Origin of the sequence: Acaryochloris sp. CCMEE 5410 (assembly GCF_000238775.2) — a bacterium.
Taxonomy (GTDB): Bacteria; Cyanobacteriota; Cyanobacteriia; order Thermosynechococcales; family Thermosynechococcaceae; genus Acaryochloris.
In genome coordinates this window covers 677,940-699,102 of the sequence record NZ_AFEJ02000001.1, presented here as the reverse complement: position 1 = coordinate 699,102, position 21,163 = coordinate 677,940, and the positions used below count along the sequence as shown (strand labels likewise).

Below are 21,163 nucleotides of genomic sequence, written 5' to 3'. Positions count from 1 at the left end.
TCTTTGGTATTGAAGTGAGTAGAAATGCGATCGTAACGAGTATGTTGCAGGTCAAAGGAACTAAGGGATATTCGGCAGCGACCGAAGGATTTATGACAGCGACTCATAAAATCGCATTTCAAGAGCTGCATCAATCTATCCTTAAGTTCATCCCCACAGATTCATCCGATGTACTGGATGTTGGTTCAGGGATTGGCCGGGATGCTGCTGCGCTTGCCGATATGGGACATACCGTAGTTGCAGTAGAACCCACTAGTGAATTTCTGTCGGTTGCACAAAGACTCTATGGCACAAGCATTGAGTGGATCAATGACTCGTTCCCGTTCTTGCCCAGCCTTGGAGATCGAAATGAAGGGTTTGACTTTGTTCTAGCCTCAGCCGTGTGGCATCATCTCGATCAGCATGAACGCAGGATTGCCTTATCGCGCATTGCTGATTTGCTGAGACCCACAGGGATTTTTGCTCTTTCTCTGCGTCATGGTCCTGCTGGAGTGGGCACACATATATTTCCTACAGATGGACAGGAAACAGTGCGAGATGCAGAAAGAGTGAATTTGGAGCCGCTACAGGTATTGGAAAACCAGCCCAGCTTGGTCAAAGGCAAGAGAAATGTGACTTGGACCCGAATTGTTCTACAAAAAGCCTGAGAGAGCTAACTCAGTTATCAAGTCTGAAGTTGGTATTGGCAATTTAAGCGCTCTTCCTGGCAATGAACTGAACGACGGAGGCCATACCAGTGTGATATTCCCCTTCAAGGACTTCGCGTTCCAGTTCCCTCATGAGTATGGGGTCGCAGTTGGGGAATTCACGTTCAACTTTGGCACAGGTCATCAACATATCAAGGTCTTTTGGACCGCCTGTGTCGCGAGTAATTTGGTTTTCTGAGTAGGCCTCTAACAGGATGATACCGTTGGGTTTTAGGCATTGCTCCACTAATGGGTAAAGCCTGTTGCGAACTGTGCTGGGAAGATGGGCTGAGATTGAAATAACCGATCCGTAATGATGTGCTGGTGGTTCAAACAGGCTAAGATCAGCCACTTCTGTTTGGATGTCTACGCCTTTGGCATGCGCCAGCTTGAGGGCTTTGGCAAGGCCCACTTCTGAGCCATCAATGCCAAGGACCGAAAATCCTAATGAGGCTAGAAATACAGCATTCCGTCCTTCTCCTTCCGCTAAGGATAAGACTGGGTTACTGAGCATGTCTACATGTTCAGCCAGGAAGGAATTCGGTTCCGTTCCGTAAATATAGTCGTCGTTAGCGTAACGTTGATTCCACATCTCTAATTCGTCAATCTAATTTGGGCAGTTCAAAAAGTGAGTTTCAGTTGATGACATGGGAAATTGTTAGAGATAATCTTAAGCGCTACATAAAATCCATTTGTCTCTTCCAGCAACAATCAAATCCCCACAATCACAGACCATAAACAGAATCCTAGTCCTAGGCTGGTCATATGCTGGGGCAGCAGAACAGTAATGGGTTGCCGGGCAATTTTTTGAGTTAGCACCCATGTCAAAAAAACTGCCGTCAATATCGTAGAACCCTGAAGAAAACTAACCACCGCAGGATGAGCTACCCACACGGGTAGACCGACACCAGAAAAACCAAACGTGGCCCAGGTGACCGGAAGGATTTGGCCTGCTTCTGTGAGTCCCAACCTTAAATAGTGGGCTAAGGTACCACCCAGAACTAAAGGCAAATATCCATAGACCAATTCGATAAAGGGTCGAGGTTTCAATTTAGTACTGATGCGACATAGAACTGTATGGGTGAGCAAAGGAATTAAAGCAGCGATTCCCAACACCAACACCGACACCAGTAAATGAGCTGAGAATTGCTGTAATTGCAAATCTAACCCCAGCCAGGTCTGCAGCTCGGGTAATCGATGCAGGAATATCCCCCCTAGCAACAGTAGGAGCAGAGCGGCCTCATAGATCCGAGGGGTATGGGTCGTCCACAGTTCAATGCCTGGTGGACGCAAATTGAACTCAACGGAGCGGTGAGGGCAAGCCTGTAAACAGGTCATACAGAGCACACAGTCTCGGTTGTCTTCCAACTGGGCGGGATGGGAATAGAGAGGGCAACCGTCAGTTTCCTGTCCTTCTCCTTTTTCAGGTCCACCTTTATAGCATTGATAGGTACTGCACTCAGCAGAACAGGTGCCTTGTTGCGCCCTCAGCTCAGTCATGGACAGTTTGGCAAATAGCCCGTTCATTCCCCCGATGGGACAGAGATATCGACACCAAAACCGCCGTTCAAAAATCTGAGAACAAATCACTGCCCCCGCCGTAATCAACAGCAGCAGACAACTCGACAGATAGGCCGTATCTTCTAAATTCCACAGCTCTTCCCAGAGAAAAATCAAAGCAAACAGACTAAACAAGAACCAGCCCCCCCACTGCTCGGCCTGCTGCCGGGGCCAGCGCTGCAGCTGCCTAGGCACCAGCCACAAAGACAGTTTTTGCAGCAGTTCACCACAAATCATAAAGGGACAAACAGAGCACCAGAGGCGGCCCACAAAGGGAAAACCGATTAATATCAACGGCCACCACCAAGCCCAAAATAAGTTCAAGGCAAAGTTCTGGCTTCGCTGCTGAGGCCCCACAAATAAAATGATCACCACAAAAATAAACAGGGGTAAGACTAATCCATAGTTAATGCGGGTGGGCCACCAGGGACTACGGAGAAAGCGGCGCAACCAAGGGTTAGCATTCAGCAGGTTAAGGCGGAAGCGCTGCTGGCGATCTTGGGCCGCCCAAAAGATTTCTGCGGTGAGATCTTCGTTGGGAGACGATTGTGCGATCGCACGCTCCACCAAGCTATGTAACTCGACAATATTGCCCGGATAATTGTAGCTTTGGAGTCGTCGTAAAGCTTCAGGGGTCAGCTGGCGCTTAGCAAAACCCTGTTCTTTAGAAAGCAGACTGATATAGTACTGAACTTGGGCACCCACATCCGCCTTACTGACTCGCAACGGCGGTATCTTAATTCGATGAAAAATCTCCCCATCCAGTTCCGGCTGAATTTTCTCAGCCGTAAAGATTAAACGAGCGTTGCTGGTTCGGGGCTTAACAGCAGCCCCGTCTCTTTGAACCGGTAAGTAAGTTTGGGTTTCTAACAGCTGTCGTAGCTTTGGACATAATGAAGGCGGCAGATCTTGAATATTATTGAGAAGAACAGTACCCTCACCTACCGCTTCTAGCAGCCCAGGCTTACCCCCCACGCGACCGAACAAATCGGCCCCACTGATTTGAAGCGTATTACAGTTGATCTTCACCATCGGCTCCCGTCGTTGGTTTGAGCCAAAGTGAATCAAAGCAGCAGCATTATCCTTCTCTAGACCGGGTTCACCAAAGATAATCGCTGAATGGCGGGTGCGTGCTGCCTCTTTTAGCTGTTCTCGCAACCGCTTTGCATAGCGGCTAGAACCGACGATTCCCCTATTTACTCTAGGGACCAAATAGGGTCTGAGGATGGCTTGTCGTTCCTGTTCAGCCACCAATTCCCGTGAAACATGGGCTAAATCCTTAGATAGCTTTTGCGACACAATTCGGGTCACGTCTTGATATTCACCCGCGATCTTGAGCAGGTCTTGTTTAGAAATGACCCAAAATTCGCAATCCGTTAAAGTAATGATGGTTTGAAGCGTCGGCTGTTCAAGCAAGATATCGAATAGATGTAGCACCGCCCCCGGTAACAAGCTACAGACCTGGGCCGTATCCACCAAACTGGTGTGATAACTTTCAAGATGGCCTTGACGCAAAATATATACAGCATCCGGCAACGTATCCTCTAAAATTAACCGCCGATTGGCTTCCAAGGTCTGTACTTTTACCTTTCTCGCCAGCCGATCCAGGATCTTTTCAGGAAAGATATTTAAATCAGTATGCTCCTGTAACCAAGCCTTTTTGTCCTCTGAGGATGCCATGGGAATTTTTCTCCTCAATGTAGGTGTGGTCAGAAAGGCTGTATTTTCATTCCCTTCAAACCAGTGGTTCTAATCTCAAACCGCCGCTCAAGATTAGGGATAGAACCATCCTACTGCCCAATTCACTTGGATAGATTTGGCGCCACAACTTCTGGAAAATTCTCAAAATTTCGTCGCACCCAATCCATTCCCACTTCGTTGTTGAGCTTAATTTGTTGGGGAGAATCCGAATACAGCTTGCCCAAAATATCTACATCCTGCTCAACAGCAACTTGTCCAAATTTCAAAAACGTCCCTCCTGCCCCTTTTAAAATAGGATGCTTCACTCGACCAAACAGCAAAATATAGGTGCGAGTCTGGTTTTCCGTTTCAGGCACAAAAAAATGACACTGAGCAATTTTGCCCATGGGGGTTTGGGCATGCAAAATCACTAGGCTGGGAAAGTAGTTCTCTAAATGCGCCTTGATGGTTTTGGGCAATAGCATTAAGTCGGGCTTTCGCAGTTTTTCCGTCCAAGAATAGGTTTCTGTGGGCATATCGTAAAAGGCATGGGATTGATGCCCATTGTCGATAAACTGATGAAATTCAACCTCGGTGATCTGAAATAAATCTCGGTGAGTGCCATTTTGATGATTGTAGTCATGCATGACCAGCAGCATGCTCAGTAAATCGGTCTGCACACTATAGTCAGCGGCAGGTCCGATAAAGTCATAGGTTTGAGCAATTTCATTCATAATCTTGGGAATCGGAAGCTTCGGCTCATGGCCTCCATAGGACCAGATAAAATCGCCTTGAATGATTAGCTCCGGAGGCTGTAATTGAGGTAATGTTTTCTGGTTTGATCCTGGTAAAACCGTACAGCCCGCCCCATCAAACTGCAGCGCATGAAAGGGACAAACAATTCCCGATTGGCCATCGTCTATCAAGGGTTCACACCAACCTTCCGACAGCATCGCTCCCATATGCGGACAGCGATTGGGTAAGGCTTGCACTGTCCCTGAGCCATCTTGCCAAAGCACATAGTCTTCTCCGTACAGGGTTACCTTCAGGGGTTGATTGACGGGCAGCATCGACTTGTGCGCCAATAGCCAAGGCGCACCCGGAAGCATAGATCGCATCATCTTCTTTGCTCGCTATAAAATTGTGAAAGATTCGTCGTGTTTTAAAAATATGACAGATAATTCATATTCGTCAAGTCATCTTCGTCGACAGCCTAAACAACAACGAGGCAAAGACCGGGTCGATAAAATTTTAAATGCGGCAGCAGAAGTCTTTGACCAAGTCGGTTATGAAGCGGCTACTACCCATCAAATTGCCGCCCAAGCCGGAACTGCTGTCGGCTCCCTCTACCAGTTTTTCCCCAATAAAGCCGCCATCTTTAACGCCATGGAGCTGCGCCACATTGAGCGGGTCAAAACTTTTTGGAGTAAACTCAATACCCCAGAGGTGGTGCAGTTACCCTTACAGCAGATGATGCATCAGCTGATCACTGCAGCCGTTGAACTGTTTGAGCATCCCGTATCGCGGATCATCTTTATTCAGTTTTATACCTCACAGGACATGTTCCAATCCATTGATGAAAGCATGACCCAAGAGGCCATCAACTTTTTAGCAAATATCCTGCGAGAGCGAAATCCATCTCTACCAGCGGACCAATGTCATCTGCTAGCTGAAGTCAGTGTCCATAGCAGTAATGCCGTCATCTTATCCGCCTTGCGAACAAGCGACGTCGCCCATCGTCAACGCCTAACGGAGCAAATCGAGAGCCTACTCACGTCATATTTAGAACCCCATGTTGGGGTTCCTCGTAGTCAAAATGTAATGAAAGTAATGACATGCCCCCATTGCCAATCGGATCGACTATCGAAAAATGGGAAACGCCGAAACCAACAATGCTATGTCTGCAAGGATTGTCGGAAACAGTTTGTGGAGTCAGTGATGTTGAAAAATGAGAGATAAGTTCCCATAGCAAAACGCCTATAGATATCAATCTATAGGGCATCGCTTTACTAAATTGAATGTGGCGCAGCTAACCCTTAAGGCATTTCCCCAGGCTCAACAATTCGCTGAAACAGATATCCTGTGCCTCTAGCGGTCAAAATCAGCTCAGGATTACTGGGATCCTCTTCCAGTTTGGCTCTCAATCGGGAAATATGAACATCAACCACCCGAGTATCCACATGGCGTTCTGGGGTATAGCCCCAAACTTCTTGCAAAATATCGGAACGAGAGAAGGCTTCGCCAGACCGACTCACCAACAGTTCCAGCAAGCTAAACTCCATGCCGGTGAGCCGAATGCGCTCATCTCCCTTATAGACTTGGCGCTTATTGGTATCAATCTTCAAGGTATGGACACTGATCACCCCGGAGCTGGGAATACCAGAGTTACCATTTTTGCTTACGCGCCTTAGCACGGAGCGGATGCGAGCTTCTAATTCTTTCGGTGAAAACGGTTTAACCACATAGTCATCCGCACCGAGTTCCAAACCGGTAATTCGATCAGCGACATCCCCTAGTGCGGTCAACATAATAATGGGAACGTCGGATTCTTTGCGGAGTTCTTGGCAGACACCATAGCCGTCTAGTTTTGGCATCATGACATCAAGGACAACTAAGTCAGGAATGGCGTGATGGAATGTGTCGATGGCTTCTTCTCCATCTGCGGCGGTGACGACATCGTAGCCAATCATGGAGAGGCGTGTTTCTAGAATGCGACGAATACTCGCTTCATCGTCGACCACCAGAATTTTCTCTTTATGATTTTCCAATTTCCGTAATGCTCCTTAATTGCGAGTCATTTCTAAAAGTTAAATTTTAGTCCTCTGTTATTAAGTTAGCATGAAGTTAGTAACAGGAAAAAACGCTGAAATGCTTTCAGACTAAAGACTTTAAGAATATTTACAGTTCAATTTTATTTAAGAATTATATGGCAAAAATACGAACTCATTACATTTGCCAAGAATGTGGTGCAGCTTCTCCTCAGTTTTTTGGTAAATGTCCCTCCTGTCACACTTGGAATTCTTTGGTCGAACAAGTGGTGCCAAATACTCCGGCAGCAACCGACGGAACCCGCTTGGCACAACGACATCGCCAACGTCAAAACACTTCACCCAAGGCCCTTTCTTCCCTGACTTTGACCCAGATCTCTGAGCAGCCAATTCAGCGGTTTAGCTCCGGTTATAGTGAACTTGATCGGGTGTTGGGGGGCGGTATTGTCCCTGGTTCCTTGGTGTTGGTGGGCGGTGATCCAGGAATTGGTAAATCGACTCTTTTGTTGCAAATTGTCAATTTTTTAAGTGCCCGACAAACGGTTCTCTATGTTTGTGCAGAAGAATCTGGCCAGCAGGTTAAATTGCGTGCCCAGCGATTGGGAATTGGAACCTTAAATTTAAATAAAGAAATCACGGATCCGCCTCCCAAATCAAAAGACAAATCAACGAATGCCGATTTATACCTGTTGCCGGAAACAGATTTAGAAATGGTGTTGCAAGAACTAGATTCCCTGCAACCCCAAGTGGCCATTATTGATAGTATTCAAGCCCTATTTTTCTCCACTTTAACGTCGGCCCCTGGTTCCGTTGCCCAGGTGAGGGAATGTACGTCCGCTCTGATGCGCTTGGCGAAACGGAACCACATTACGCTGTTTATCGTTGGCCATGTGACGAAGGAAGGTGCCATCGCCGGTCCCAAGGTTTTAGAACATTTAGTTGATACGGTGCTCTATTTTGAAGGGGATCGGTTTGCCAATCACCGATTACTCCGGTCAGTGAAAAATCGGTTTGGCGCGACTCACGAAGTCGGGGTATTTGAAATGATTGATCGAGGCTTGCGGGAAGTCTTGAATCCATCGGAGTTATTTTTGGGCGATCGCGAAGAGGTATCGCCCGGAACGGCCACCATTGTAGCTTGTGAAGGCACCCGCCCCATTGTGGTGGAACTGCAGGCCCTGGTTAGCCCCACCAGCTACAGTTCACCTCGCCGCTCAACCACGGGCATTGAATATAATCGGTTGCTGCAAATTCTGGCTGTGTTGGAGAAACGGCTTGGCATTCCCCTCTCGAAACTAGATGCCTATGTGGCCTCTTCCGGGGGATTGAGTGTGGCTGAACCTGCAGCAGATTTGGGGGTTGCGATCGCACTCGCAGCCAGCTTCCGTGATCGCCTAGTGGACCCGACCACCGTTGTGATTGGTGAAGTGGGATTGGGGGGTCAAGTTCGCTCCGTATCGCAAACCGAACTACGTCTCAAAGAAGCCCTTAAATTGGGATTTAAACGGGCCATTATCCCCAAAGGCCAATCCTTTCCCAGTTTGGATATAGAGGTGATTCCCGTCGCCCGAGTTGCCGACGCGATTGTGGCAGCCCTTCCAGGTGGCTCATCAGCACAGTAGATCGAACAGCATCCAACCCAAAGCATCATGTTTCCATCGGGTGAGATATGTCCTACACCTGTGATCCATGTTGGTTTAAGTCAAAACCACTCCCATGCGATAACACTTTTCCTGGTGTATAGCAATACGCATATACGTTAGTACACTCTTTGAAAGCAGCGTCCACACAACCACGAAAGGTGTCAAATTCATCCCACCGCTGCTTCATCCAGTTTTTGAGCACAAACCACCATCGCTCAATTTTGTTGAGATCTGGAGAATAACTCGGTAGATACCAAATCTCACAGCCTGCCTCAGCTACAATTTCTTCGATACCCTGACCATGATGAAAACTGGCATTATCAATCACGATGATATCGCCAGGTTGTAACTGGGGTAAGAGACTCTGCTGCAACCATGCTTCGAATAGCAAACGATTGCATGATCCTTCAAAGGTCATAGGAGAAAATAACTTGCTTTCTTTGAGCGCAGCAATGAAACTGACTCGCTCTGTCCGCTTGCCGGATTTAAGGTCATAAAATCGTTGGCCCACAGGACAGTATCCATAAGGATAGTCTGCCCGATTATCAATGCCCGCTTCATCCACATAGACGATCTGATGGGGATGTTTGGTCTGCAACCGCTCTATAAAGGCTTGACGTTGGGTTTCATCCCGTTCTCGATAGCCATAAGTTTTTTTTTGCGACTCAATCTCAGCTTCCTCAGGGCATCACTGATATTTTGCTGGGTGACATTATCGCCCCATAGCTTGGCCATTTGGGCCTGGGTTTTCCCCCCATGTTCTTGAGCAAATTCACGAAAGCGGTCCCAATCTGTGATCTTGTGGCGAGCCCCTTGTTGGTAGTTGGTAATCGCCTGGCAGTCACCCGTAGCTTCTTCGCGGACTATCCATAGATGCAAGGTATTACCGCTGATGTTCAACATTCGACAGATATCGACTTTCCGTTCACCATTCTTGAAGGCATCAACGGCTTTACGACGAAGGTCATAACTCTAGGGTGCTGGCATATTAATTTAGGGATATCTTCTATATCAATAGTACTAACATGGTTTCGTAGGGCTATGCCTGGCTTGGCTGAGCCTATACAGTCAAACCCTGAGCAGTCAAGTCTTTATACGATTGTGCCTCAACAAAGTGTGGGATAGGTGACTAAGTCTTGCCATTCCCAGGAATGCTCCGTCAGTCCAGCTCGTTGGGCAGCCGTATTCTTGAATCGAGAGTGGCACCAGATCCAGTTGAAATAGGTCAGCACCAGTCTTAAGGTCACTGCACTCTGTTGCCAGACTTTGCCAAATTTGTTCTGTCGTCGATGCCATCGCCCAGTCTGTTGACGTACTATTCCATTGGTCCGCTCTAACCGTTGGGTCAGGGCTTTACTCACTTGATGGCTCACCTCATCGGGTAATTGTCGTGAATACCCTTCCCAGCCATCGGTTTGCCAATGGTGACAGGCAGTTTTGCCTTCAGTATTCTCAATTAATTCTTGAGCGAGTTCGTCGGTATGTTTGCCAATACGGCTACTGAGCACCAAGCCACTGTCTTTGGCTAGGCTTAATGCCACCCAGCAGTTCCCTACGTTCAATTCTTCTGGTTCACAGTGCTTTTGCTTTTTTTGACAAAGGACCACAACTCATCTGCATTGATGACGTTAGTCGAAACAGCTTGAACGTCTTGATTGTGAATCAGTTGGGCTTTATGGCTCGCTGAACGAATCACACTTACACAAGTGTTATAGGCCACACCTGTGATGCGGGATAGGCCCCTCAGGCTAATGCCTTCAGCATGAGATTGAAGGATGGTCTGAATCGTTTGAGGAGAAATCTGACGGCGATAATAGAGGGTATCAAAGGTTTCACTGAAGGTTTGGTGGCAGTGGGGGCAACGGTAACGTTGGCTGCCTTTACTAGTTGTACCGTGTTTGTGGGTCTTGGGATGACCACATAGAGGACATTGCATCAGGGAATAGAAAAACTCAACTCCTTATAGGTTTAGCAAACCCACACTTTTTTTATGCACGACCCTTTATACAGGTGCTATTTTGGTTGGTCTTGGTCGGTAGCCTTTGGTCCTTATGGTTACTGTACTGGGGCGTTAAGTCCCTGGCCCCGCAAAAAGCGGTTTTAACCACCAGTCTTTTGACCCTTTGGACCTTAATTTGGCGCGTGCTGTAATGAGAATCCTTTCAGGCAGGTGTTTAGCAGTTTTCTGGTTCCTTAGCATTTTGTAACCTTGCCCTGATCACAGTACAGTGATTAGAGAATAAATACCTATTGCAGACCGTTTTAATTTGGGTGGATTACATGAAACAGTTGAATAAAGGCAGTCTTGTCATAGGAACAGCCCTGGCTTCCTTCTCTATCGCATTTTTGCCCCTGAGTGCTGCCAGCAATAGCGCTCAGACTCCCAACCCGGAGCATCTCCAGCAGCTACAGGCCACCAACCGTTGTGATGGATGTGACCTTAGGGGAGCCAATTTGCAAGATCAAAATCTAAAAGGTGCCAGCTTGCAAGGGGCAAACCTGCAAGGCGCCAATTTGCAGGGCGTTAATTTGGACGATGCCAATTTAGAAAGCGCTAATTTAAAGTCTGCCAATCTCAGCAAAGCCACTCTCCGACGAGCCAGCTTAACCACAACCCTCAAGCAAGCCACCAACTTGCAAGACGCCAATCTTACCCAGGCAACCTTAGTCAAAACCAAGCTCAAAGGTGCCGATTTGCGTCGTGCCAACTTATTTGAAGCAACCCTCGAAGATGCGGACTTTAGTGTCGCGGTAGTGGAAACGACCCAAGGCATTCGTCGTGTCTATTTCAGCGATTTGAGAGAGGCTAATTTCAATAAAAGCAATCTTAAGAATGCCACCCTTAATCAAGTCTATTTAGCCAATGCCAACCTGAGCGAAGCCAACTTAAAAGGGGCAAAACTCAAGCAGGCCCAACTGAAGTACACCAACCTCAATGGGGCCAAGCTGAATAACGCAGATCTACGAAAAGCGTCTTTAGAAAGCGTCAATCTTAGTGAAGCCGACCTCAGCAGCGCTCACCTGGGCAAGATTGCCATGAAAGATGTCAACCTCCGAGGTGCCAACCTTAGCAATGCAGACTTAAGCGGGGCTAAACTCTGTCAGATGGATATCCCCGCTTCCCTTCAAGCCTTGGCAACCTGTAAGTAAGACCTACTGGGGGATGCCATCCGGAAGGGTGGCCCCCGTTAGGTCGGCGTCCGTGAGTTTTATTCCCTTCACATTTGCACCACTTAAATCGGCTTCCTTGAGATTGGCTCCTGATAGGTCCGCATTTTGGAGGTTGGCCCCGCGCAAATCAGCCGAGAACAAATTGGCTCCATTTAGCTTCGCCCCTTTCAGATTGGCGGCCCCTAGGTTAACCCCTTGAAGCTTGGCTTGCTGCAGTTTTGCCCCTTTCAGGTTGGCAGAGGTCATGCGACTACTGCGCAAATCTGCCCCCACCAAGTTAGCGCCTCGCAAATCCGCTTTACTTAAGTCCGTAACGCTTAAGTTGGTGGTTTGCAAATTCGCATCGGACATCCGAGCCTGAATCAGCTTGGCTCCCGTCAGGTTGGAGGCATTGAGGTTGACATTCTCCAAGTTGGAGAAAATCAAGTTTGCCCCTTGGAGGTTGGTGACGCTCAGATCCATGCCGCCAAAATTGGCGCGGGACAAATCACAACGGATACAGCGACGGGTATTGAGCAATTCTTGAATATGCTCGGGTAATTCTGCCTGTACTGGAAGTGCGATCGCAGCCAAACCCAACGCCAGGGCTAAAGATTTATAGTTCATAGTTCCGCTACCTTAATTCTCTAGCTTTTCAGGTTTGTCTTCGATAAAGCCTCTTCCAGGCCCTAAGTCCCAACGCTTGCGACTCTTGGCTACGGTGACCCAATAATTAAAGCGATCGCGAACCGTCCCAAAGGAATAGACCAAGCAGGTTTTGGTTGGACAATAAAAGGAGAAAACGCCTCTCTTTTGCGTAGTGGTCGTTTTATAACCCTTCTTATCCGTAATCTGAGGCAAGAACTGCTGATCGAGTTGAGTAAATAAAGTCCATGCTTCAACTGGCTTTTCTAGGGTTAACCGTGCCCGAGTCAGATTCACCTGCGCTTGCCGGAGTTCAGTCGTTAACTTGGTTGCTAACGCATTGCAATCGTTCTGGGGATAGCAAGGAATATAGTGAATGATATTATCTTCGAGGGGGGCTTCACTATCTTTAAATACAGCATATTGATAGCCAGCCACTCGACCAGCCGCTTGAGCGGGAGCAGCAAACGCTAAAGCACCTAAACAGATGCCTGCCATCACATATTGTTGTTTCATCTTCATAGAATGAATATTTTGTTAATGATATGTTTACTTTCCGTAATCTTTATCTTTCCAGCTTTTGGAATTCCTGTCACGATTCTTGCGTTAGATTCCGCTGGAACTCGTTCTGAACCATAGGATTCATCCCGCCTTCATCCGTTGTTTTAAATGGCTAACTTTCGCTTCTTTGTTCGATACCGACTACAAATCGCAGCCCTAACCACAGGTCTATTCGTTGCCGTTCTGCTTATCCTTTGGGTACAGCCCCGCTGGGCGCTGGATCGTTTGACACCCTTTATTTGTCCAGGGGCTAAATTCTATCTGCCTACGGATCAACCGCTCGTTGCCCTCACTATTGACGACGGCCCGGATGACCAGGAAAATGGAGATGTCAATACCACCCAAAACATCTTGCGAACTTTGGCCGAGCACGACGCCAAAGCCACCTTTTTCCTGATTAGTAGTCGGATTACCCCGCAAAACCGAGCCTTAATTTCCCACATGGTTAGCGAGGGCCACGAGTTGGGAAATCATCTCACCGTGGATGAGCCCAGCATTAACCTTTCCCTGACAGACTTTAAAGCAGCTTTGCAATTGGCCGAACAGGAGATCCTCACCGCCTCAGAGAATCAAACATCTCTGGCATGGATGCGTCCAGGTAGTGGTCGATGTAATTCAGATATGGCTCAGATAGCCCAGCAACAAGGCTACAAAATTGCCCTGGGAGCACCCTGGCCCTATGACACGTCCCTGCCTTCTTCGGGGTTTGCTGCTCAGCAAATTTTGGCCAATGTCCAACCCGGCAGCATTATTGTCCTCCATGATCATGGCCCCGATGGAGCCTGGGGAACCCGAACTGTCCAAACCCTCAACCAGGTTTTGCCCCAGCTTGAACAGAAAGGATATCGAGTTGTCACCCTTACTGAGCTATACCGAGAATCCTCTTAATCCAGCCCTTAATCGGTGCATCTCTTCTTCCTAAAACGCTGGATCAAGGACACCTTTTGCCTGGGTGATGACTATCACTCTCACCCCAGAAATCGATCACTGCTGTCGATGGGCTGACCCAGCATACTAAACCCTATCAACCCAGCAGAGGACAATGTTATGGTTCTTCTCGACACTCTCAAAATTTTGGGCCACGCTTCAGCCATCACCCTAATAATGTTCTTCATGATGTGGCTTTCTGGTGCTTTTGCTGGCACCAATCGCTTTCAGAAGCAAAGCTAATTTCATCGCATAATAATTAAAAATAATTTTGGCTCTTCTCAGCACTTGCCTATTAATAGTGCGTATCATTTCCATAGCGTCTTTCTCCTAAGCCTTCGGCACGCTACACGAACAGTAAACCATCGAATCCCATCATGGGCTTTCACCCACTCCCAAGCTGATTGAACACCATTCGCAAAGAGATGCTGATCCTTGAAGTCAGCCTGGGCTGTCAACCAATAACTGCTCTCGCGTTCAAGGAAATGGATGGTCCAACTCTGGGACTGGCTGGGGGGAAGATTTTTGTCTACATGAGTGTATGCTTCATCTCCTTCTACCGTCACATCAGAGCCTGCTGGTGCTGGTGGTGCCCCGTTCTGTGTCTAGTCTGCTAGGCGTTTTCCCCAACGCATAGTGGTGGTATGAGATTTACCAAAAGTACGACCTGCAGCACGAATTCCCACTCCTTCGGTGCGAGCCATTGGGGTACCTGTGCGTTCATTGAAACGCCGATTGCAATCCTTACACTGATTTCGTTGGACTCATGTCCCATCTTGCAGGCTATCAAAGCCTCACTTATGGTTCTTCTGACTCTGACAGTATGCGTATACCATTGTTCTACATTAAGTTGCGTCGAAGGTATTATAGCTAGATCCTGGTAACAGGCCAGTGCCTAAGCGCTGTGTTTGGGGCTCTAGTATTTTCTTTGCCACAGATCTTCTCACGGTATCAGCAGTAACACTCGTCTTTTCGATAGCATCAACATCGTTTTTTTAGTATAAGTTTAAAGATCTATATCTAAAGATAAGATTGAAACCCTGTTTTTTTGTCTTAGCTTTTCGTGATATCTAGTTAGAAGATAGCTAAAGATTATCCCAGTTTAAAAACAGTCCACCACAATATTTTTACGGTTTAGAGAATGGGAAATTATTGATCTATTTTTCTCTCGAATAGACCATTTAATAGTTTAAGCTTCATTCTGATTACTAGGTCTAGCAACTAGTTAGGAATCTCGCCCTTGCTGCTTATATTGATATAGCTCAATACCTCCCTGTCTTTAAAATCTCTTGAAGAAGGCTTTTTAAGACAGCTTCACTTGAACTCAAGATTAGTAAATTCTCAATATCTATTGGGAAATTATGGGATGCTTAAGATAAGGTTCTTAGGTTTTTTTATTCAATGAGCGCTAAGGGCTAAATTGTCAAAAGAACTACAGACCCCGTATTTGTAGGGCTAGGGATAATTCAGGGGGGATAAGATGTATATTATCCAGTCAGCGAATTTAATGGCGCGGGGCATATTGACGGATCAATCTGCTTCACTGATGATTCGAGGGAGATGGTTTAGACCTGGCCCTGCATTTGCCCAATCATTGCGTCAAATAGCAATTGAGTTTTGTGAAGAGTCACTTTCTCAGGGACGACAATACATACTGATTGAATTTCCCTTGTACTTTATGGCTTGGCGTCGTTTTCGTCCCAATCAAGAGACTCAAGCCCAATCGAGCAAGTCTTTGAAATTCACGGTAAATCCACAACAAGTGAGACCTACAACCTATCAATGGCCACCCGCTTTTACAAAGCCCACTTTCCCAAATAAACAGTTTTCTCAATCAGATCGAGATATAGGAAGAATCAAAACTCCAAAATTAGGTGGTGCTGGAATTGATGATGTGTTGATCAAACAGTGTAAAGCAGAGCTAGCGATCCATATTGGCCCCATGGCCGACTATATTACGGAACAAACATTAAATAATTCGGCTGAACTGAGTTCTGAGCAACTCATTGCAGCCCTCGCTGCCCACATCCCGAATACGAAAGCAGGTCTCTTATTTAGGTGGACTTTAACGAAAAAAATGCAGGACCTGAATAATAAGCACGTTTAGAATAATTGCATTGTATCCAGGGCAAGTTCATTGCCTGAACTACGAGAATTGTGTGCGCTGTTTTTTGGAGTTGCGATCGCATTCCCACTACCGAGCCTAACCTAGCTTACGGATGCTTGAGTAATCTGGGTTACGCCAATTCAACCCTCAGAGATGTGAAAATCTAACAGCAAAACAATGGGCAGCCCATCATGGATCGACAAAGAGCAATCGGAGCCACGCTGATCCTTGCATTTATTTCCCTAGCAGGCTGCATATCGCTGCAATCTTCTCAGGCACAAAAGTCTCCCTCTCAAAAAAATAAGGACAGGCAATCCATCACACTACGGAATGGTGCCATGACCCAGGGAACGACTGTCCCAAACTATTGGCATCAGCAGTGGGTGGGCAAAGGCAAGATATCTGTTACACGGGATACTCAAATCTTTAAACAGGGGCCTGCGGCCTTAAAAGTAGCCAGTACTTCTGGCCCGGCAAAAGGACAAGCCTTTCAACTCATCCAAGGTTCACCCAATCAATCTTTCACTATCAGTGGTTTTGCCAAATCAACTGGAAGGGTCAAGGTCAATGTTGCGATTCAGTCCTTTTCTAAAAAATCGCGTCCCCTCCAATTCCGGCAAGTCCAGTATCTCCACAATACCCAAGACTGGAGTTCCTTCTCTCAGGAGGTGACCTTACCGCCCAAGACCCATAAGTTTGGCATTGTGCTCCTATTAGAGGGCCAAGGAGAAGCTTGGTTGGATGAAGTTAAGTTGACTGGCACTAATGTGAAAAATATTGCCGGGAAGCTTGAAAAATCGTCTGCTCCAAACCAGCAAGATTCCACTGTTGCTAAGAAACAGCCAAATCCTACGGTTCCGACGCCGGGTCACTACCCAAAGTTTCCCCAAGCCTGGCAAAAGCTTCACCAACAACATCTTCAACAAACACAGAAACGCGAAATCAATGTTGTCTTTCTGGGTGATTCGATTACTCGGGGATGGCTAAAACATAAAAAGCTCTGGCAGAAACACTATGGCAAACTTGATGCGGTCAATTTTGGTATTGGTGGCGATCGTACCCAACAAGTTCTCTGGCGAATAGACCATGGCTTATTTGATCAGATCCAGCCCCAGTTGGTTGTTCTCAATATTGGTGTCAATAATCTCTGGCAAGATGGTTATGGTTCAGAACAGATTGCTGCAGGAATTGAGAAGATTGTTGCTGCTATCCACACTAAAAGCCCGACAACGAAAATTCTGCTGCTTGGCATTTTACCGACAGGTAAGCAATTAAAATCTCCAAAAAGAGAAAAAATTCAGGCCATTAATAGCAAAATTAAACAGCTTGATAATGGCTCGGCTATCCGATTTTTAGATATGGGTTCAAACTTCCTGGAACCTGATGGTTCAATTTCTAAAGACGTTATGCCAGACTATTTGCATTTATCCAGGCAAGGCTATCAAATTTGGGCTACATCAATGAAAAAAACATTAAGTGAGATGTTGAATGATTGATTTTATATCTCTTTATTAGATTTTTATCAAATGCTGACATTTCAGATATCTCTGTCAGTACGGCAATTAGGCTGGGAATCATATAAATAAGAATTAGCGATTGTTCTAAAGCTAAAATATCAGAATCTATTTACTAAATGCAATAAATTTTTATTGGATAAAAATTGTGTTGTTTTAGTTCAAAGGGTGCAAAATATTTGCAAGCTCTAAACGGATTCTATAATGCTCTCTAGCAAGTTATAAGAAGAGAGTGTTTATTAGCTGAGAATATTTGTGAGTGCGAGTGATAAATGTTGGGGGAATTCGAAATGTCAATAATCTTAGTCAGATCAGCATCAATAAAATGTAGCCGACTGGACTCATGCCCGATGTCGAGAGCGTTAGGTCATACAAGATAGTATCTCTACAACAAATATCTTTGCTACTACTATCACAGAAATCAGGCTGAGTAGCTATTACGAATCCAAAACCATTTAGGTTGTGGTCGTCTATGACCTGTGGTGTCACTACTCTAATTTCACTTGGTCACCACTAAATAAAAACAAATTTAGTGGGTTGAATTAAAAATTTCCACTGATATATAAAGTTGTTTTCTACTAATTAGAAAGGCATCCTTTTTCTGAAAAAAGGATGGAATATTTGCTGGTTAAAAATAGATCACTTATTGGGAATAAAAAATAAAATGCTGAATTTTGATAATTATCTGATTGAATCTTATGGTAGCTCTCAAGGTCAGGGCCTAAGCTTTTCCACACTGTCGAATGGCAATATATTACAGTTGTCTGGCAATGGCTGGAGAAAAGTCAAACTACCTTATCAGATTACTAAAAATACAGTTCTAGAATTCGACTTCAAAAGCAATATCCAAGGAGAGATTCACAGTATTGGTTTTGATAACGACAATGTTCTGAGTTCAAACCAAAGTTTTCAACTCTATGGTAGCCAACCTTGGGGAATATCTCAGTTCAATGATTATCCGGCTACTGGAGATTGGCTCTCATATCGTATTCCAGTCGGAGAATTTTTTACGGGGCAGTTCACCTATTTAACCTTTGGTAACGATCAAGATACCCCTCAACCCAATGCCAATAGCTTTTTTCGAAATGTGAGGGTGTTTGAACAAGCTCCCTTGTCGACGCAGAGTGCTTCTGGGACGCCTACATTTGCATCCCAGCTTCCAGCGTCGATGCCAGCCACATCGATGGCCACAATTGGTGAAGTTGGGCAAATTTCAGGACTGACCCATCTCAAACAGACGATTGAACTTCAGCATAACTATGTTAATCCCGTTATCTTTGCCCAAACCCTGAGTTTTAATGGAGGACAACCGGCAACGGTTCGCATTGACAACATTCAAAGTAATCGGTTTGAACTCTATATCCAGGAGCCCAGTAATCATGATGGTCAACATGTACCCGAAAACATTAGTTTCATCGTCTTGGAGGCTGGTTCCTGGGTTCTAGAAGATGGAACCCAGTTAGAAGTTGGTACTTTGGAAACCAATCGTCTGGTCACCAGCGGATTTGAAACCGTTGATTTTAGCCAAAAATTTTCAGATTCTCCCATCGTTTTTAGCCAGGTTCAAACCGCTGACGGTTCGGATTTTGTCCGTACACGACAACAAAAGACATCAGCTATTGGCTTTCAGGTCGGCATGGAAGAGGAGGAGAAGAAAAAATACTCGGGTCGTGTATCAGAGTCGGTAGGGTGGTTAGCCATTGAGCCTGGATCGGGAACTTGGGGAGGGCTAGCTTATCAAGTTGGGCAAACCGGAGATACGGTGACCCATGATTGGGCTTCCATTGATCTGTCCGGCTTTACATCCACCCCCAATTTTTTAGCGTCTCTTGCTTCTTATGACGGATCCGATTCGGCTGGGGTTCGTTATCGTAATCTTCACAATACTTCTGTAGAAGTCAAGGTAGAAGAAGACACCACTGCGGATGCGGAGACTTCCCATACGAGCGAAGTTGTTAGTTTTTTAGCCATTCAGGGCAGTGGGTTACTTCAAGGTTCTAAAACTACGAACTCTACAACCGATACTGGAGGAACTGTGGCGACACGGGATGTAACCCAGCGGCCTTTTGCTGCCAACTCGATCTGGAATACCCCCATTGGATCTAACGCTGAATATGTCGATGCCAAGATTGAATGGGCTAAAAATGCAACAGTGGATGTCGATCATTTTTATATCCTCAAGGGTGATGATCCGCTACAACCACTTTATAAACATGGGACCTGGGGACCTGGTCGAACGACGGGCAGTGCCTATCAAGGAATTTCCCTGCCCCTACCGAATGATTTACGGATCGCGGATTCGACCAATAGCCAGACACCCAATAATTCAGCGGCTTTCTTGATGCCTGATGGTCGGACCTTGGTTCAGGTAAATGCATTGACCCGCGATCGCAACAACGATTTCGTCTATGGCCAACGATTACCCTTTACCCTGAATGTTGCTCGGTATGAGGATATTTATGGAACAGGTATAGAGGGAGCCCATGCGGGGTCTGGGTTATCCTCCATCGGCGGCACCATTCGAAAGGGCGAATTGATTGGCTCTGATCCCATCCGCCATGCCCTGAAAGTGAATCTTTGGACTCAAAAGTATTTTTCCTATACGAAAGGTCCAGGCGGGGGATTGGGATATCGGTGGCCCGCGGTCAAAGCGGATACCCATGCTAGCCCAGGAACCTACGCGGGTTCGGTACCTGAACTGCTCAACGGCAGCTTGCTGGCTATCCCACCGGATATGACACCGGATAAATTAGGGATACAGACAGAAGTTGGTAAAAAACTTTTCTATGCCCTTCAGAACTACGGGGCCTATCTTGCTGATGATACTGGATGGGATGCCCATGCTATTGCGGTTGAGAAAGGGGTCACCCAAGAATTCTCTAACTACTATGGCTTTAGTTTTACGGACAACAGCGGTCCTTTTTATGAAGACTATATGCAGTTATTTTCGGCTCTTCATGTCGTCGATAACAATGCCCTAGATAATATTGGCGGGGGTGGAACACCCCGTGCTCCCCTAGCCCCAGATTATGACGTTGCTCCTCCGCCAGCTTTTATCGGTAACGCCGACTCGAACAACCTAGAGGGAGATGACCAAGCCAACCGAATGGATGGCAAAGCAGGAAACGATCTGATCCTAGGTCGTGGTGGACATGATTTCATCACCGGTGGGTCGGGTAGAGATACCCTCGATGGGGGTAAGGGCAATGATCACCTCATTGGTGATAACAGCTCTGATCATTTGCTAGGGGGAGATGGGAATGACTATTTAGATGGAGGAGCCTATGGTGACACCCTGGAAGGAGGAGATGGAGACGATCATCTGACGGGGGGAACTGGTAAAGATCGCTTTATGGGTGGAGCTGGATTTGACACTGTGATCGAGTCTGATGATATTGACTTTGAGCTGACTAAGAACAAACTGATTGGCACCTGGACCGATACCCTCGACAGTATAGAGCACGTCATTCTCAGTGGTGGGGATAGCAATAACAAACTAGATGCATCCCAATTTCAAGGCACGGTCCATTTAAATGGTGGTGAGGGCCATGATCAGTTAATCGGTGGGCAACAGGGCGATATCTTGGTCAGCAGTTCTGGGAATGACAGCCTGACTGGAGGGGCAGGTGCCGATACATTTGATGTTGTAGGTCGGGTTGAGTTTCTCCAAAGTAATCGCAGTACCCCTTTGAAGACAGGTGAATTTGCCCTTATTAATGATTTCAGCAAAGATAAAGACACCCTTGTCCTTCTAGGATCTGCCCAACAGTATGTTGTAGGTATCAGTAATCAAGGGGCAGAAATATACTTGGATACCAATGGTGATGGCATCACCAATCAAGCGGATGAAATCGTCGCGATCATCAAGGGTGCAAATTCATTTAACCTAGACAGGTCGTTTGTTAAATACGTTGATTGAGCC

General features: G+C 46.4%; 15 protein-coding genes and 2 pseudogenes. 8 read left to right on the top strand and 9 right to left on the bottom strand.

What is annotated here, in order from left to right:
- Positions 1-14 precede the first annotated feature (14 nt).
- Positions 15-647 carry a bifunctional 2-polyprenyl-6-hydroxyphenol methylase/3-demethylubiquinol 3-O-methyltransferase UbiG gene (locus tag ON05_RS03050; RefSeq protein WP_236619081.1) on the top strand — a complete coding sequence of 211 codons (633 nt, stop codon included), beginning with the start codon at positions 15-17 and terminating at the stop codon, positions 645-647.
- A gap of 43 nt (positions 648-690) precedes the next feature.
- Here the strand turns inward: ON05_RS03050 and ON05_RS03045 are convergent, their stop codons facing one another.
- From ON05_RS03045 to ON05_RS03035, 3 genes are all read right to left on the bottom strand, one after another.
- Positions 691-1,278: a bifunctional 2-polyprenyl-6-hydroxyphenol methylase/3-demethylubiquinol 3-O-methyltransferase UbiG gene (locus ON05_RS03045; protein WP_029315476.1), complete on the bottom strand. Its 588-nt coding sequence runs from the start codon at positions 1,276-1,278 to the stop codon at positions 691-693.
- A 119-nt stretch (positions 1,279-1,397) separates the two neighbouring features.
- Complete coding sequence (locus ON05_RS03040) at positions 1,398-3,926, bottom strand: sigma 54-interacting transcriptional regulator (protein WP_010477481.1); 2,529 nt, start codon at positions 3,924-3,926, stop codon at positions 1,398-1,400.
- Between the two features lie 122 nt (positions 3,927-4,048).
- Positions 4,049-5,047 (bottom strand): Rieske 2Fe-2S domain-containing protein, encoded by a 999-nt coding sequence (locus ON05_RS03035; RefSeq protein ID WP_029315475.1) that lies wholly within the window; start codon positions 5,045-5,047, stop codon positions 4,049-4,051.
- A gap of 49 nt (positions 5,048-5,096) precedes the next feature.
- On the opposite strand from ON05_RS03035, the gene ON05_RS03030 reads away from it, so the two are divergent.
- Positions 5,097-5,885 (top strand): TetR/AcrR family transcriptional regulator, encoded by a 789-nt coding sequence (locus tag ON05_RS03030; RefSeq protein ID WP_039781328.1) that lies wholly within the window; start codon positions 5,097-5,099, stop codon positions 5,883-5,885.
- Between the two features lie 77 nt (positions 5,886-5,962).
- Here ON05_RS03030 and rpaB read toward each other — a convergent pair whose 3' ends face one another.
- On the bottom strand, positions 5,963-6,694 hold the full coding sequence (gene rpaB, locus ON05_RS03025; RefSeq protein WP_010477475.1) for a response regulator transcription factor RpaB: 732 nt from the start codon (positions 6,692-6,694) through the stop codon (positions 5,963-5,965).
- Positions 6,695-6,852: 158 nt separating this feature from the next.
- Here rpaB and radA point away from each other — a divergent pair, with 158 nt between their 5' ends.
- The gene (radA, locus tag ON05_RS03020) at positions 6,853-8,316 is read left to right on the top strand and encodes a DNA repair protein RadA (protein ID WP_010477473.1); all 1,464 of its coding nucleotides are present in this window, start codon (positions 6,853-6,855) and stop codon (positions 8,314-8,316) included.
- A 127-nt stretch (positions 8,317-8,443) separates the two neighbouring features.
- Here radA and ON05_RS03015 read toward each other — a convergent pair.
- Both ON05_RS03015 and ON05_RS03010 read right to left on the bottom strand, forming a co-directional pair.
- Positions 8,444-9,324 (bottom strand): annotated as a pseudogene (locus ON05_RS03015) (IS630 family transposase); the annotation flags it as partial.
- Between the two features lie 119 nt (positions 9,325-9,443).
- A protein-coding gene (locus ON05_RS03010) for an IS1 family transposase (RefSeq protein WP_262561121.1) occupies positions 9,444-10,273 on the bottom strand; the annotation gives its coding sequence in 2 pieces (ribosomal slippage) (positions 9,444-9,929 and positions 9,932-10,273; 828 coding nt in all).
- Between the two features lie 344 nt (positions 10,274-10,617).
- Here ON05_RS03010 and ON05_RS03005 point away from each other — a divergent pair.
- Positions 10,618-11,487 carry a pentapeptide repeat-containing protein gene (locus ON05_RS03005; RefSeq protein WP_236619001.1) on the top strand — a complete coding sequence of 290 codons (870 nt, stop codon included), beginning with the start codon at positions 10,618-10,620 and terminating at the stop codon, positions 11,485-11,487.
- A 3-nt stretch (positions 11,488-11,490) separates the two neighbouring features.
- Here ON05_RS03005 and ON05_RS03000 read toward each other — a convergent pair whose 3' ends face one another.
- Both ON05_RS03000 and ON05_RS02995 read right to left on the bottom strand, forming a co-directional pair.
- A complete protein-coding gene (locus ON05_RS03000) occupies positions 11,491-12,114 on the bottom strand; it encodes a pentapeptide repeat-containing protein (protein WP_010475270.1) in 624 nt (207 codons plus the stop codon).
- Positions 12,115-12,126: 12 nt separating this feature from the next.
- Positions 12,127-12,648, bottom strand: a complete 522-nt coding sequence (locus ON05_RS02995) for a hypothetical protein (RefSeq protein WP_236619000.1) — start codon at positions 12,646-12,648, stop codon at positions 12,127-12,129.
- Positions 12,649-12,801: 153 nt separating this feature from the next.
- Here ON05_RS02995 and ON05_RS02990 point away from each other — a divergent pair, with 153 nt between their 5' ends.
- Entirely contained in the window at positions 12,802-13,581 is a 780-nt protein-coding gene (locus ON05_RS02990) for a polysaccharide deacetylase family protein (protein ID WP_010475268.1), read from the top strand.
- Positions 13,582-13,976: 395 nt separating this feature from the next.
- Here the strand turns inward: ON05_RS02990 and ON05_RS02985 are convergent.
- A pseudogene (locus ON05_RS02985) lies at positions 13,977-14,402 on the bottom strand (IS1 family transposase); the annotation flags it as partial.
- Positions 14,403-15,100: 698 nt separating this feature from the next.
- Here ON05_RS02985 and ON05_RS02980 point away from each other — a divergent pair.
- From ON05_RS02980 to ON05_RS02970, 3 genes are all read left to right on the top strand, one after another.
- Positions 15,101-15,727 carry a hypothetical protein gene (locus ON05_RS02980; protein WP_010475265.1) on the top strand — a complete coding sequence of 209 codons (627 nt, stop codon included), beginning with the start codon at positions 15,101-15,103 and terminating at the stop codon, positions 15,725-15,727.
- Between the two features lie 191 nt (positions 15,728-15,918).
- Entirely contained in the window at positions 15,919-17,223 is a 1,305-nt protein-coding gene (locus tag ON05_RS02975; RefSeq protein WP_010475264.1) for a GDSL-type esterase/lipase family protein, read from the top strand.
- 682 nt (positions 17,224-17,905) lie between these two features.
- Positions 17,906-21,160, top strand: a complete 3,255-nt coding sequence (locus ON05_RS02970) for a calcium-binding protein (RefSeq protein ID WP_010475262.1) — start codon at positions 17,906-17,908, stop codon at positions 21,158-21,160.
- Positions 21,161-21,163: the final 3 nt, after the last annotated feature.

What these genes read in the sequence shown, in the direction of transcription:
- ON05_RS03045 (WP_029315476.1), bottom strand. Translation starts at nt 1,278, where the DNA reads ATGTGGAATCAACGTTACGCTAACGACGACTATATTTACGGAACGGAA.
- ON05_RS03040 (WP_010477481.1), bottom strand. Translation starts at nt 3,926, where the DNA reads ATGGCATCCTCAGAGGACAAAAAGGCTTGGTTACAGGAGCATACTGAT.
- ON05_RS03035 (WP_029315475.1), bottom strand. Translation starts at nt 5,047, where the DNA reads ATGATGCGATCTATGCTTCCGGGTGCGCCTTGGCTATTGGCGCACAAG.
- ON05_RS03030 (WP_039781328.1), top strand. Translation starts at nt 5,097, where the DNA reads ATGACAGATAATTCATATTCGTCAAGTCATCTTCGTCGACAGCCTAAA.
- radA (WP_010477473.1), top strand. Translation starts at nt 6,853, where the DNA reads ATGGCAAAAATACGAACTCATTACATTTGCCAAGAATGTGGTGCAGCT.
- ON05_RS03005 (WP_236619001.1), top strand. Translation starts at nt 10,618, where the DNA reads ATGAAACAGTTGAATAAAGGCAGTCTTGTCATAGGAACAGCCCTGGCT.
- ON05_RS03000 (WP_010475270.1), bottom strand. Translation starts at nt 12,114, where the DNA reads ATGAACTATAAATCTTTAGCCCTGGCGTTGGGTTTGGCTGCGATCGCA.
- ON05_RS02995 (WP_236619000.1), bottom strand. Translation starts at nt 12,648, where the DNA reads ATGAAACAACAATATGTGATGGCAGGCATCTGTTTAGGTGCTTTAGCG.
- ON05_RS02990 (WP_010475268.1), top strand. Translation starts at nt 12,802, where the DNA reads ATGGCTAACTTTCGCTTCTTTGTTCGATACCGACTACAAATCGCAGCC.
- ON05_RS02980 (WP_010475265.1), top strand. Translation starts at nt 15,101, where the DNA reads ATGTATATTATCCAGTCAGCGAATTTAATGGCGCGGGGCATATTGACG.
- ON05_RS02975 (WP_010475264.1), top strand. Translation starts at nt 15,919, where the DNA reads ATGGATCGACAAAGAGCAATCGGAGCCACGCTGATCCTTGCATTTATT.
- ON05_RS02970 (WP_010475262.1), top strand. Translation starts at nt 17,906, where the DNA reads ATGCTGAATTTTGATAATTATCTGATTGAATCTTATGGTAGCTCTCAA.